We start from the raw sequence: 12,712 nt of genomic DNA on the forward strand, positions 1-12,712 counted from the left end.
TAGGTCACGTTCAGAGCCACATCGGATTTGTCCCAGATCAAATGCGAGGTCTGATGGCTATGTTACAGTCCCTTTGGGGCGCATGGAGGAACCGTGATGGCATTGACGTTTTCACAGATGACAATCGAGAAATTCGAGGAACGGATGCGCCTGCGCCGCAGGATGCTGCAATCCACCGGGGCAGACCTCGGCAAAGGGTCTGCCTGGCCGACCACCGAACAAGACATTCGCGCCAGCGTTCAGAATTGTTGCGCCTGCGATAGCGAAGTTGACTGCCAGGCTTGGCTGGCGCGGCATCCGATTGCCGATGCGCCGCCCAGCTTTTGTAAGAACCACGATGCGATCCTGCGCCAGAAAAAAGCGCTTTGATCCGCGCTATTGTCGCTTTGCGACATTGGTGATGGCCGGCAGCCCGGATTTGATCTGATATTTGAAGCCGTTGCCGGATCAAGCGGGCCCAGCGTCTTGTGCCATTTGGCCCGCAATTTCACGTTGCGCAGGCCAGTAAGTCACCCGTCAGAAGTTTCTGTAGCAATGACCGTTGGTGTGCGAATGATGTAGTAAGTCATTGATTTTAAAATGCTTACTGTCATGAATCTGTAACAAAAAATTTGACCTTCGGGACAAAAAAACAACTCGAAAAGAGTTGTTCTTTGCCCGGACTGTCCCTACCAATATGCCATGTTGGTGGCGACCATGTGGGGCTGATGCACCAACATCCAATGCAAAATCAATTTGCGTCCACGGGAGAGTGACATGAAATCGACTGTATTATTTGCGACCGGCGCTGCGCTGGCGCTGACGACATTTTCGGCGCAGGCAGACACCCTGCGCCTGCTGACATGGGGCGGATATGCGCCCGAAGACGTGGTGGCCAAGTTCGAGGCGGAAACCGGCCACACCGTTGAGGTGACAAAGTCCAACAACGAAGAAATGGTTGCCAAGCTGCGTGCGACAAACGGCGGCGGCTTTGATCTGGCACAGCCAAGCCAAGACCGGATCGCCGGGGCTCAGGCCGAGTTTGGGATCTACAAGCCGCTGGACATGTCCAAGATCGACACCAGCCTGTTCATTCCGTCAATGCTGGCCGCGACCAAGGGCAACACCATGGTCGATGGCGAGGTCTATGGCGTGCCGCATGTTTGGGGCACTTCCGGTTTGGTGGTGAACACTGCCGAAGCAGGTCAGGTGCAAGACTATATGGATCTGTGTGATCCCTCCGTCGCGGGCAAGGTGTCTTATCGTTTGAAGCGTCCCACGCTGATTGGATTTGCCTTCTCCATGGGCATGGACCCCTTTGCCGCCTACGCGGACCCAGATGCCTATCAGGCGATCCTGGACAAGGTCGAGGCGCAGTTGATCGATTGTAAATCCAACGTCAAAACCTATTGGGGCGGCGGTGACGAGATCAAGAACCTGCTGCGCTCTGGCGAAGTGACGGCGTCAATGGCATGGGACACCGGTGGCTGGCAGTTGAACGATGACAATGCCGACATCACCTTTGTTGCGCCCAAGTCCGGCGCGCTGGGTTGGATCGACACATTTGCCATGCCTGCACGTGGTCGCGCGGATGATGCCGCTTACGCTTGGATCAACTTTGTGATGCAGCCCGAAATCGCGGCGATGATCACCACAGCAGCAGGCAACTTTACCGCCTCGCAAGGTGGTGATGCTGGCGTAGACGACGCGCTGAAGGCAAAGTATCAGGCCAGCTTCCCGCAAGAGGCGATCGACAACATCAAATGGTATCCTGCAGTGCCTGCGGGCCTTGAGGCGCTGGAAGGTGCCACCTTGGACCGGATCAACGCGGCCAAGTAAGCCAGTTTGACAAAACTACGGTTGGAGCGCGATCTTCGCGCTCCGCCTCTTTGTGTGAAAGACCCCTCTGATGCCTGATACTGCTGATCTTGAATGCCGTGCGATCTCAAAGAGTTTTGATGATTTTCAGGCTGTCAAAGAGGTGAGCTTTGACGTGCCGCCGGGCACGTTTTTCTCCATTCTTGGCCCGTCCGGATGTGGCAAGACCACGCTGTTGCGGATGATCGCGGGGTTTCAGGCGCCCAGCGGCGGCGATCTGTTGATCAAGGGCAAGAGCATGCTGAACGTGCCGCCAAACAAGCGGCCCGTGTCCATGGTGTTTCAACATCTGGCGCTGTTCCCGATGATGAGCATCGGCGCGAATGTCGGCTTTGGCCTGCGCCAACGCGGCGTGAACAAGGTGGATATCAAGAAACAGGTTGAACGTGTTTTGGAACGCGTCGGCCTTGGCGGCGTGGCGGACAGGCCGGTGGATTCCCTGTCTGGCGGCCAGAAACAGCGTGTGGCGATTGCCCGCTGCATGGTGCTGGAGCCCGATGTGCTGCTCTTGGATGAACCATTGGGCGCCTTGGATCTGAAACTGCGCGAACATATGAAGATTGAGCTGAAAAAACTGCAATCAGAGTTCAACACAACCTTTGTCTATATCACCCACGACCAATCCGAAGCCCTGGTGATGAGCGATCAGATTGCGGTGATGAATCATGGTGTGTTTGAACAGGTCGGCACCGCGCGGGATCTCTATTACCAACCCTCCACGGCCTTCGTCGCCGGGTTTGTCGGTGAGGCAAACAAGTATCAGGCCAAGGTGCAGGTGGCAGGTGCAGGCAGCTTGCAACTGCTGACCCGTGACGGTGTCGCGTTGCAAGGCGTCGATGCGGGTGAAGGATTGAAAGAAGGGGAGATGACGCAAGTGTTTGTGCGCCCCGAAGCGGTGCGATTGTCCCGCCGCCAAGAGGACGTTGCCAATCTGGGCAATACCGGCAATGGCAAAGTGGAAAGCGTGTTGTTCAACGGCGCCAACAGCCAGCTGATCCTGCGAGACAGCGCCACGGGCAGCGAGATGAGCGTGGCCTTGCCGCAAACCAGTGAATTCCGTGATCTGACCAAGGGCGATCCGATCTTTTTCGGGTGGGAGCCAGACCAGACACGTTGCTACAGACAGGCTGCCGGATGATGGCCTCTGACAAATCCCGACTTGGGCTGATCCTGCTGATGGCCCCGCTGGCGATCTGGCTGATGACGCTGATCGTTTTGCCGCATGTTGGGATGTTTCTGGTGTCTTTGCAGGAAAAGATTGGCATCCGGCAATATGAGACCAGCCTTGCCAATTATGCCGTGTTCTTTAACGAGCCGCTCTATTGGAACACCTTTGCGCGCACCGCCTATATGTCGATCACGGCAACGGTTTTGACCCTGCTGATCGGTTTTCCGGTGGCCTATTACATCGCCAAGCTGACACGGGGCCGGACCAAGACAACCCTGTTCCTGATGTGCCTGATCCCCTTTTGGGTGAGCGAGCTGGTGCGCACGTTCGGCTGGATGATCCTGCTGCGCGAGACCGGTGTGATCTCTTCCTTCCTGCAATATATCGGGGTGCTGGCTGGTCCGGTTGAGTTTCTTTATAACGATGCGGCGATCATGACGGGGCTGGTTTACACATCGATGCTGTTCATGGTGGTGCCGCTGGTGACCACGCTGGACAGCCTCGATGACAGCCTGATCGAGGCCGGCTATGACCTTGGTGGCAGCAGCTTTAGCATCCTGCGCGAGATCGTGATCCCCCATGCCATGCCAGGCATTGTGTCGGGCTGTATCGTGGTGTTCATGCTGTCGCTGGGCAATTACCTGACGCCCATCCTGCTGGGCGGGAAAGACAGCCTTTGGTTCACCGGGCTGATTTATGATCAGTTTATCACCCGCTTTAACTGGGAGCTGGGATCGGCCTTTGGCTTCCTTTTGCTGGGGTTGTCCTCGCTGATCGTCTTTCTGGCACTGAAACTGTCCGGCCAATCGCTGGGCAAGACGATGGGGCGCTGAGATGATCACGGGTATTCCACAATCGTCGGGCTTCAAATGGACCTATCGGGCCTATGTGACGCTGTTCTTTATTTATCTGGCACTGCCATTGGTGACAGTCTGTGTCTTTGCTTTCAATGACAGTGTCTTTCCCTCGCTGCCGTGGGACGGGTTCACATGGGACTGGTTCTTTGGCACCGAAGCGCCGCGGCTGGGGGTGTTTCATGAACGGCCCATCTTGCGCTCCATCGGCACCTCGGCCTTTGTTGCGGTCTGGGTTTCGGGGCTGGCCGTGCTGGTGGGCACCTGCAATGCCTTCTTGTTTGTCCGGCACGATTTTGCGGGCAAGGATTTCCTTTATATCCTGATGCTGTTGCCGCTGATCATTCCGGGGATCATCCTTGGGATTTCGATTCTCGTGTTCTCCAGCACCATCGCCAACACGTTGGAAGAGGCGACGGGCCTGTGGTTTGACGGGCTGCGCCCCGGTTTGATCCTTGTGATCCTTGGGCAGTTTTCCTTTATCACCACCTTTGCAACGCTGGTGATTTCTGCCCGTCTGCAAAAATTTGATCGTTCGCTGGAGGAGGCCGCGCTGAACCTTGGCGCGACCAAATGGGGCGCGATCCGGCAGGTGACGCTGCCATTCTTGCTGCCTGCGATGATTGCGGCGGCGGTTGTTGCGGTGCTGATGAGCTTTGAGAATTTCAACACAACGCTGATGCTGGTGGGCTCGGATGCGCCGCTGACGGTGACAATGTTTGACAGGCTCAAACAAGGGTCAACGCCGGTGCTGAACGCGGTCTCGCTGCTGTTGATCGTGGTCTCTGCGATCCTTGGCTTGGCGTCCTTATTGTCGCGGCGGTAGGGCTGGGCCTTGCTTTTGGCGGCACAGGGCCACACAACATCGGCAAAGCAAGGAGAGTATGGATATGGAAAACTGGGCAAATGCAGTGGCGGTTGTCACCGGAGGCGCGTCAGGTTTGGGCGCGGCCAGCGCAATAGGTCTGACCGAGGCTGGTCTGAAGGTCGCGATCTTTGATTTGAACGAAGAGCAGGGGCAGGCCAAAGCAGCCGAACTGGGCGGGATTTTTCAAAAGGTCGATGTCTCGGATGCGGCCAGCGTCAAGGCCGGCTTTGCCGCCGTGACGGAACAATTGGGCGCACCACGCGTGTTGGTCAATTGCGCGGGCATCGGCCCTGCGGCCAAGACGGTGTCGCGCGGCGAAGCCCATGACGCGGGGCTGTTTTCCAAGGTGATCGGCATCAACCTGATCGGATCGTTCCATTGCGCCTCCGAGGCGGCGGCGGGCATGGTCGGGACCGAACCGATGGCCCCGGACGGCCAGCGCGGCGTGATCATCAACACGGCGTCCGTTGCGGCCTATGAAGGCCAGGTTGGGCAGGTGGCTTATGCCGCGTCCAAAGGCGGCATCGTGGGGATGACCCTGCCTATGGCACGTGATCTGGCGGACAAGGGCGTACGGGTCTGCACCATTGCCCCGGGGCTGTTCCTGACGCCCCTTCTCGAAGGGTTGCCACAAGAGGTTCAGGATTCTCTGGGCGCGCAGGTGCCGTTCCCGTCCCGATTGGGGCAGCCTGCGGAATACGCCAAACTTGTCTGTCACATTCTCGACAATCCAATGCTGAACGGTGAGGTGATCCGTCTTGATGGTGCGATCCGCATGGCACCGCGGTAATCAGCAGGAAAAGCGTTGGCCGGGCAGATGCCCGGCCTAAAAATCAGTCCGCCTTTGCAATCTCGCGATCTGCTTCGGGCACGTTCAGGGTTGCCCACATATCATCCTTCGGCGGCGAAGGGGGCGTGTCGCATGTGCGTTTGTGGATGTTCACCTTGGCGATGAAATTGGCCGAGATTGGCGCGGTCACAAACAGAAACGCCATGATCAGCAACTCATGTAGCGACCCATCGGCAAAGACATAGCTGTGGATCATCGACGCCAGAAGCAACGCCCCGATGCCAATGGTACCAACCTTGGTCGGCGCATGTAGGCGGGTCATGGAATCGTTGAACTTGAGCAGGCCAATGGTTCCGATCAGGGCAAAGGCCGCCCCGACCAACAGGCAGATGCCAACGGCATAAATTCCGATCAGTTGGAGTGTCATTCGATGATATCCCCCCGCAGGACAAACCGTGCATAGGCCACGGTTGAGACAAATCCCAGCATGGCGATGATCAAGGCGACCTCAAAGTAAATCCGACTGCCTTGGGAAATTCCCAAAAGGATGATCAATCCGATCGCGTTCACCACCATGGTATCCAGTGCCAGAATCCGATCTCCCGTGCTGGGCCCGATCACAAGACGCACCATCGATAAAACCTGAGACAGCGCCACCAGCGCAAAGGCGATAACCAAGGCGGCATTCATGAATTGCATCGCGGTTTCCATCAGAAAATCTCCTTCAGGCGGCGCTCATAGCGGTCTTTGATCTCGTCCCGGACACTGTCCGGATCGTCGGTGTGCAGCACATGCACCAGCAGGCTGTGCCCCTCGTCAGACAGGTCCGCAGACACGGTGCCGGGGGTCAGCGTGATTGTACCGGCCAGGATTGTGATCGCCTCGGGTTGGCGAAGATCCAGCGGGACAACGATCCAGGCGGGTCGCAGTTTTGAGTTCGGCTTTGTCAACACAATCCAGGCCACCTGCACATTGGCGACCAGGATATCCCACAGTACGACGAGCATATAGCCGACCATTTGGCCCAGATGAAGCCGCACAGGGCGGTCAGGCCACCACACAACGGTCAGGCGCGGGATCAGAATACCAAGGATCAAGCCAAAGACGGCCATACCAGCAGAGAAATTATTTTGTAGCAGAATCCAGACCAACGCCAGAAGCAGTGTCAGCAACGGATGTGGAAACAGCCAGCGATAGGCGCGCATCAGCATATCAATGGCCCTCCTTCGGTGTGCTCAGCTTGCCCGGCGTGCCCAACACTTTGCTGATATAGGGCGCTGGATCAAACAACTGTTTGGCGGTGGCATCGGCATAGCGATAGGCCGGTCCTGCAAAAACCGTGTGCAAAATCAGCAATGCCAGCAACCCGCCAACCGCGGAATAGGACAAAATGCTTGGCCGGGGGACGGGCAGTTGGCCTTCTTCCTCCGGCAGGGGTTCGGCGCTGGCTTTCCAGAACAGAACGCTGCCCGCGCGGGCAAAACCAACCACGCTTATCAGGCTCGCGGACAGAATGATCGCCCAGGTCCAGACCGCCAGCGGAGTGCCAAAGGCAGCATCGAGGATCATCAGTTTGCCGATAAAACCTGACAGCGGTGGCAGGCCGGTCATGGCTATCGCCGCAACAAAGAACAGTGCCGCCGTCAGGGCCGCGCCTGAAACGGGCGGCGCCGCGGTCAGGTTCAAATGGGCCCGTCCGGCCCGGACCAGATCAGAGATCAGGAACAGTGCCGCCGCCGCCAGTGTCGAATGAACGATGTAGTATAGCGCGGCGGCAATCCCCGCCTGCGTGAACAGCGAGATAGAGATCATCACCATCCCCATGGACCCTATCACCGCAAAGGCGACCAGACGGTCCAGTTTGCGTGCGGCCAGCACGCCAATCATTCCCAGTGCCAGCGAGGCCAGCGCAGCAGGCAGAAGCCACAGCCCGTGCAGGCCCGCAGTCACATCCAGATCAGGCGCAAAGACCATCGTGTAGACACGGATAATTGCGTAGGCGCCGACCTTGGTCATGATTGCAAAGAGCGCGGCTACGGGTGCGGGCGCTTCGGCATAGCTGGACGGGAGCCAGAAATGCAACGGCACCACCGCTGCCTTGATCGCAAACACGAGCAGCAGCATGACGGAAGCGATGCGAATGCCCACCGACTCTGCGGGATCAATCAGTGCAACACGTTGGGCCAGATCGGCCATATTCAGGGTTCCGGTTTCGGCATAGATCGCGCCGAGGGCAAACAAGAACAGGGTTGAACCAAGCAGGTTGAACAGCACATATTGCACCCCCGCCCGCAGGCGCAGATTGCCGCCGCCGTGGATCATAAGCCCGTAGGAGGCGATGAGCAGCACTTCGAAAAACACAAACAGGTTGAAGACGTCGCCAGTCAGAAAGGCGCCCATGATCCCCATCAACTGAAACTGGAACAGCGCATGGAAATGCCAGCCGCGTTTGTCCCAGCCCGATCCGATCGCATAAAGGATCACAAACAGGGCGAGCACCGCAGTCAGCAAGATCATCAAGGTCGACAGGCGATCCCCGACCAAGACAATGCCAAACGGCGCGGCCCAATCGCTGAGCTGATAAAGGATGATCGTCCCGTCAGAGGCCTGCCATGCCAACCCGGCGGCAATTGCGATCAGGGACAGAACACCAGCCACGGAAAACACCCGCTGGATGCCGATGTGGTAGCGGGCCGCCAGCACGATAAACGGAGCCAGCAGCGCGGGTAGGACAACGGGGGCAATGATCCAATGGGTCATGTCGCATCCTCCGCTTTGAGGTTCGCTTCGGGCGGGGCTTGATCGTCTACATGATCGTCATCAGCGCCCAGATAGGCCCCCAGCGCGATCATTACCACAACAGCGGTCATCCCGAAGGAGATCACAATCGCGGTCAAAACAAGCGCCTGGGGCAGCGGGTCGGTGTAGGTCGCCGCATCGCCTAGGATTGGCGGTGCGCCAACGGTCAAACGGCCCGAGGCGAACAGAAAGACGTTCACAGCATAGGTCAGCAAAGACATGCCAATGATCACTGGAAAACTGCGCAAGCGCAGCACCAGATAGATACCCGCAGCGGTCAGGATGCCAATGGCGGAGGCAACAAGAAGTTCCATGTTATGCTCCTTCTTTCGCGGGGTTGGTGACATCGGCGGGATCGCGTGAGGGGTCGATATCCATCGGGTGTTCGCTGTCTTGGACATCCCTGCGCCGCGCCAAGCGCGAGAAGCTTTCAAGCGACAGCATCACCGCGCCGACAACCGCAAGGAACACACCCAGATCGAAAAGGGCCGCTGTGGCCAGTTCAAACTTTTCGAAAGGCGGGATGCGCACATAGGTGAAATCGGAGGTCAGGAACGGCTTGCCCACAAACCATGATCCGATCCCGGTCAGGCCCGCCGTCAATACACCCGCGCCGATCACCCCGTGGTAGGGATAGCGCAGCCGCGCCGAGGTCCAGGAAAAGCCGCTGGCCATATATTGCATCACCACCGCGATGGAGACCACGAGCCCGGCAATAAACCCGCCGCCCGGCTCATTGTGGCCGCGCCAGAAGATGTAGAAGCCAACCATCAGGACCACGGGCATCATCACCCGGGTCAGGACCACCATCATCGTGGGATGCATGTCGCCCGCGCGCGGTTGATCAGGCTTGCGGTTCAACAGCCGCGCCCGCACCGGACCGTCGAGCAATGTTTCGGTCAAGGCATAGATCAGCAAGGCGGCGATCCCCAGAACGATAATCTCGCCAAAGGTGTCAAAGCCCCGGAAATCCACCAAGATCACGTTCACCACATTGGTGCCGCCGCCACCCTTGTAGGAATTGGCGAGGTGGTATTCGGAAATGGGCGAGGTAACCGCCTCGCGCAGCAGGAAATGATAGGACATCGCCAATGTCGCCAGACCGCCCGCAATGGCCACAAGCGCGTCGCGGGTGCGGCGCAGGACAGTGCTTTCAACCGGGGTGCGGTTGGGCAGGAAATTCAGCGCCAACAACAGCAAGATAATGGAGACAACCTCAACCGTGATCTGCGTCATTGCCAGATCAGGTGCACTGAAGAAGACAAAACCGACAGAGACCATCAGCCCGACAATACCGATCAGGATCAGCGCCAGCAGACGGTTGCGATGCAAAAAAACCAAGCCGCCGGTCGCGGCGACCAGCATCAACCAGGCGGCGATCTCGACCGCTCCGGCGGGTTGCAACGTGCGGGTGGCCGCCGCCAAAGTGCCCGTAGACCAGGCATGATAGCCCGCAGCAATGACAGTCACGACCATAAAGGCGGCGTAGCGCGAGAAGGCACCATTGTGCAGTGGATGGATGATGCCCCGAGTTAAGGCAACTGCGGCCTCAATTGTCGCGTCAAAGATCGTTTTGGCCTCGGGTCGGGGGGCGGCATCCCACAGGCGCAGTGCCGGACGATAGACCATCAACAGCAGCAGACCACCCAGCACCGCGACAATTGACATATAAAGCGGCGGCGTCAGCCCGTGCCAGATTTTCAAATGCGCCTTGGGCAGCGCCGCGGTCTCACCCAGAACGGCAGAGGTCACAAGCTTGACCAGCGGCTCTGCCAGAAACGGTGCAACCCCGATGGCTACAACCAGCACCACCAAGATGGCAGGCGGCAGCCACAAGCCGGGGCCGGGATCATGGGGTGCACTTGGATAATCGTCGCGTTTGGGACCAAGGAAAGTGTGGCCAATCAGACGGAAGCAGTAGGCGGCCGAAAACAGCGACCCCACAGTCGCCAGCGCAGGCACGAGCCAGGGTGTGCTGAACAATGCGGTATGGGTGGCCTCTTCCAGCATCATTTCCTTGGACAGGAACCCGTTGAGCAGGGGAATACCCGCCATCGACAGTGCGGCCAGTGTCGCGATCACGAATGTCACGGGCATCAGGTGACGCAGGCCGCCAAGCCTGCGGATGTCGCGGGTGTGGGTTTCGTGGTCGATGATACCGGCGGACATGAACAGCGCCGCTTTGAACGTGGCATGGTTGAGAATGTGAAACACCGCCGCCATCGCGCCAAAGGCTGTGCCCGTGCCAAGAAGCATTGTTATCAGCCCCAGATGGCTGACGGTGGAAAAGGCCAGCAAGGCTTTGAGGTCGTGTTTAAAGAGCGCGATCACCGCGCCCAATACCATAGTGATCAATCCAGCCGTGGTGACAATCAAGAACCATTCCGGCGTACCAGACAGGACCGGCCACATGCGGGCCATCAGGAAAATCCCGGCTTTGACCATGGTGGCCGAGTGGAGATAGGCCGACACAGGGGTGGGGGCCGCCATGGCGTGCGGCAGCCAGAAATGGAACGGAAATTGCGCCGATTTGGTAAAGCACCCCAAAAGGATCAACAGCAAGGCGGGCAAGTACAGCGGTGAGCTTTGGATCAACTCGCGGTTTTGCAAGATCACGCTGAGATCATAGCTGCCGACAATCTGGCCAAGGATCAGCATGCCACCGATCATCGCCAGGCCGCCCATCCCCGTCACGGTCAGCGCCATACGTGCGCCCTGTCGTCCCTCGGGAAGATGTTTCCAGTAGCCGATCAACAGGAAGGAGGACAGGGATGTAAGCTCCCAGAACACCAGCAAAAGCAGGATGTTATCGCTTAGGACAATGCCGACCATCGCGCCTTGGAACAGCAGCAGATAGGTAAAAAACTCGCCCATATTGTCGTCGCGGGCCAGATAATACCGCGCATAGGCAATAATCAGCAGACCAATACCCAGGATCAGGCTGGCAAAGAAAAAGCCGAGTCCGTCCAACATCAGGTTCACGTTGAGACCCAGCATCGGCAGCCAATTAACGCCGGTGGTCACGACCTCTCCGGCCAGAACCGCAGGCAGGTTGGTCATGAGGCCGACGAGGGCTGCCAAAGTGACGGTAAAGGTCACGCCCGCACAGGCCTGACGGCCGGCGGAATTCATCAAACCGGGTAGCAAGGCCCCCAGAAATGGGAGGGCAACGACAAGGAAGAGGGACACGCGAACTCCTGATCTTGGGGCCTGAAAGATTGCCTTTATCTGGTTCAGTTTAAGGGTTTTCTCAAGGGAAACCGAACAGAATTGTCACAAAACCATCATTTGACCCGTTTGGCGGGCGATCTGCCGCGATCTGTCGCAGGATTTTGCGTATCAGGGGCGGGGTGAACTCTTGCCAAAGATGACACGCTCTGGCCTTTTGCGGGCAAAATCGGAAGGACCAGACATGCGCGCAATGCAAATCACCGCCTATAACGCCCCGCTTAGCCTTCAGAACGTGCCTGTCCCTCAACCAAAGGCGGGCGAGGTCTTGGTCAAGGTTGAAACCTGCGGATTGAATTTTGCTGATCTGCTGTCGATCAAGGGCACTTATCAGGAAAAGCCCGAGCTGCCCTATGCGCCGGGTATGGAACTGGCCGGTGAGATCACCGCATTGGGCGCGGGGGTGGACCATCTGGCGGTGGGGCAACGGATTGCGGCCTACACCGGGCAGGGCGGTCTGGGGGAATATGTGGCGATCCCCGCCGAGATTTGCGTGCCGATCCCCGATGAGATGAACGCGGTTGATGCGGCGGCTTTCCTCATTGCCTATGGCACCAGCCACGTGGGTCTGGACTACAAGGCGCACCTGAAGCCGGGAGAACGCTTGTTGGTTCTGGGGGCATCGGGCGGCGTTGGCCTTACGGCGGTGGAACTGGGCAAGCTTATGGGGGCGGAGGTGATCGCCTGTGCGCGTGGAGAAGCCAAGCTTGAGATTTGCCGCAAAGCCGGTGCGGATCATCTTATCAACTCGGAGACCGGTGACATTCGTGAAATCGTGAAATCACTGGGCGGCGCGGATGTGGTTTATGACCCCATCGGCGGCGATCAATTCAAGGCGGCGATGCGGGCCTGTAACCCTGAGGCGCGTATCCTGCCGCTTGGCTTTGCCTCTGGCGAAGTGCCGCAGATTCCGGCCAACATCCTGCTGGTGAAAAACCTAACTGTGCTTGGGTTTTATTGGGGCGGCTATGCGCGGATCAATCCTGCGGTGCTAACCGACAGTTTCAAAACCCTGTTTGGTTGGTATGTGGCGGGCAAGTTGAAACCTCATGTCAGCCATGTCGCGCCTTTGGAGCAGGCCAATGAGGCGTTGGAATTGTTGCGCAGTCGCAAGGCCACGGGAAAAGTTGTGGTGCAGGTGGCCTAGC

13 protein-coding genes are annotated in these 12,712 nt (G+C 58.1%); 7 read left to right on the plus strand and 6 right to left on the minus strand.

The window, feature by feature from the left end; translation table 11 throughout:
* The first annotated feature begins 96 nt into the window (after positions 1 to 96).
* The 6 genes from K3754_RS03920 to K3754_RS03945 all read left to right on the plus strand — a co-directional run bounded on the left by K3754_RS03920 (position 97) and on the right by K3754_RS03945 (position 5,537).
* Positions 97 to 369 (plus strand): DUF6455 family protein, encoded by a 273-nt coding sequence (locus K3754_RS03920; RefSeq protein WP_259941196.1) that lies wholly within the window; start codon positions 97 to 99, stop codon positions 367 to 369.
* Between the two features lie 387 nt (positions 370 to 756).
* Positions 757 to 1,818: an extracellular solute-binding protein gene (locus tag K3754_RS03925; protein ID WP_259941199.1), complete on the plus strand. Its 1,062-nt coding sequence runs from the start codon at positions 757 to 759 to the stop codon at positions 1,816 to 1,818.
* 70 nt (positions 1,819 to 1,888) lie between these two features.
* Complete coding sequence (locus K3754_RS03930) at positions 1,889 to 2,995, plus strand: ABC transporter ATP-binding protein (protein WP_259941202.1); 1,107 nt, start codon at positions 1,889 to 1,891, stop codon at positions 2,993 to 2,995.
* Positions 2,995 to 3,858, plus strand: a complete 864-nt coding sequence (locus K3754_RS03935) for an ABC transporter permease (protein ID WP_259943229.1) — start codon at positions 2,995 to 2,997, stop codon at positions 3,856 to 3,858. The genes K3754_RS03930 and K3754_RS03935 overlap by 1 nt, the downstream gene beginning before the upstream one ends.
* Before the next feature lies 1 nt (position 3,859).
* Complete coding sequence (locus K3754_RS03940) at positions 3,860 to 4,705, plus strand: ABC transporter permease (RefSeq protein WP_203208954.1); 846 nt, start codon at positions 3,860 to 3,862, stop codon at positions 4,703 to 4,705.
* A 64-nt stretch (positions 4,706 to 4,769) separates the two neighbouring features.
* Positions 4,770 to 5,537: an SDR family NAD(P)-dependent oxidoreductase gene (locus tag K3754_RS03945; protein WP_259941205.1), complete on the plus strand. Its 768-nt coding sequence runs from the start codon at positions 4,770 to 4,772 to the stop codon at positions 5,535 to 5,537.
* A gap of 43 nt (positions 5,538 to 5,580) precedes the next feature.
* Here the strand turns inward: K3754_RS03945 and K3754_RS03950 are convergent, their stop codons facing one another.
* Genes K3754_RS03950 through K3754_RS03975 form a run of 6 tightly spaced genes read right to left on the minus strand, consistent with a single transcriptional unit; the run spans position 5,581 to position 11,525 of the window.
* A complete protein-coding gene (locus K3754_RS03950; protein ID WP_203208952.1) occupies positions 5,581 to 5,964 on the minus strand; it encodes a Na+/H+ antiporter subunit G in 384 nt (127 codons plus the stop codon).
* A complete protein-coding gene (locus K3754_RS03955; protein ID WP_259941208.1) occupies positions 5,961 to 6,248 on the minus strand; it encodes a K+/H+ antiporter subunit F in 288 nt (95 codons plus the stop codon). Before K3754_RS03955 ends, K3754_RS03950 begins: the two co-directional genes overlap by 4 nt.
* On the minus strand, positions 6,248 to 6,745 hold the full coding sequence (locus K3754_RS03960) for a Na+/H+ antiporter subunit E (protein WP_203212212.1): 498 nt from the start codon (positions 6,743 to 6,745) through the stop codon (positions 6,248 to 6,250). Before K3754_RS03960 ends, K3754_RS03955 begins: the two co-directional genes overlap by 1 nt.
* 4 nt (positions 6,746 to 6,749) lie before the next feature.
* Complete coding sequence (locus K3754_RS03965) at positions 6,750 to 8,297, minus strand: monovalent cation/H+ antiporter subunit D (RefSeq protein ID WP_259941210.1); 1,548 nt, start codon at positions 8,295 to 8,297, stop codon at positions 6,750 to 6,752.
* Positions 8,294 to 8,650, minus strand: a complete 357-nt coding sequence (locus K3754_RS03970) for a Na+/H+ antiporter subunit C (protein WP_259941212.1) — start codon at positions 8,648 to 8,650, stop codon at positions 8,294 to 8,296. The genes K3754_RS03965 and K3754_RS03970 overlap by 4 nt, the downstream gene beginning before the upstream one ends.
* A gap of 1 nt (position 8,651) precedes the next feature.
* Positions 8,652 to 11,525, minus strand: a complete 2,874-nt coding sequence (locus tag K3754_RS03975) for a monovalent cation/H+ antiporter subunit A (protein WP_259941214.1) — start codon at positions 11,523 to 11,525, stop codon at positions 8,652 to 8,654.
* Positions 11,526 to 11,748: 223 nt separating this feature from the next.
* On the opposite strand from K3754_RS03975, the gene K3754_RS03980 reads away from it, so the two are divergent.
* Positions 11,749 to 12,711 carry an NADPH:quinone oxidoreductase family protein gene (locus K3754_RS03980; protein ID WP_259941216.1) on the plus strand — a complete coding sequence of 321 codons (963 nt, stop codon included), beginning with the start codon at positions 11,749 to 11,751 and terminating at the stop codon, positions 12,709 to 12,711.
* The last annotated feature ends 1 nt before the right edge of the window (position 12,712 follow it).

The sequence above is a fragment of the Sulfitobacter sp. M368 genome (assembly GCF_025141875.1).
Taxonomy (GTDB): domain Bacteria; phylum Pseudomonadota; class Alphaproteobacteria; order Rhodobacterales; family Rhodobacteraceae; genus Sulfitobacter; species Sulfitobacter mediterraneus_A.

Excerpts from the sequence above, each read along its gene's own strand:
- K3754_RS03920 (WP_259941196.1), top strand. The coding sequence starts at position 97 with ATGGCATTGACGTTTTCACAGATGACAATCGAGAAATTCGAGGAACGG.
- K3754_RS03925 (WP_259941199.1), top strand. The coding sequence starts at position 757 with ATGAAATCGACTGTATTATTTGCGACCGGCGCTGCGCTGGCGCTGACG.
- K3754_RS03930 (WP_259941202.1), top strand. The coding sequence starts at position 1,889 with ATGCCTGATACTGCTGATCTTGAATGCCGTGCGATCTCAAAGAGTTTT.
- K3754_RS03935 (WP_259943229.1), top strand. The coding sequence starts at position 2,995 with ATGGCCTCTGACAAATCCCGACTTGGGCTGATCCTGCTGATGGCCCCG.
- K3754_RS03940 (WP_203208954.1), top strand. The coding sequence starts at position 3,860 with ATGATCACGGGTATTCCACAATCGTCGGGCTTCAAATGGACCTATCGG.
- K3754_RS03945 (WP_259941205.1), top strand. The coding sequence starts at position 4,770 with ATGGAAAACTGGGCAAATGCAGTGGCGGTTGTCACCGGAGGCGCGTCA.
- K3754_RS03950 (WP_203208952.1), bottom strand. The coding sequence starts at position 5,964 with ATGACACTCCAACTGATCGGAATTTATGCCGTTGGCATCTGCCTGTTG.
- K3754_RS03955 (WP_259941208.1), bottom strand. The coding sequence starts at position 6,248 with ATGGAAACCGCGATGCAATTCATGAATGCCGCCTTGGTTATCGCCTTT.
- K3754_RS03965 (WP_259941210.1), bottom strand. The coding sequence starts at position 8,297 with ATGACCCATTGGATCATTGCCCCCGTTGTCCTACCCGCGCTGCTGGCT.
- K3754_RS03970 (WP_259941212.1), bottom strand. The coding sequence starts at position 8,650 with ATGGAACTTCTTGTTGCCTCCGCCATTGGCATCCTGACCGCTGCGGGT.
- K3754_RS03980 (WP_259941216.1), top strand. The coding sequence starts at position 11,749 with ATGCGCGCAATGCAAATCACCGCCTATAACGCCCCGCTTAGCCTTCAG.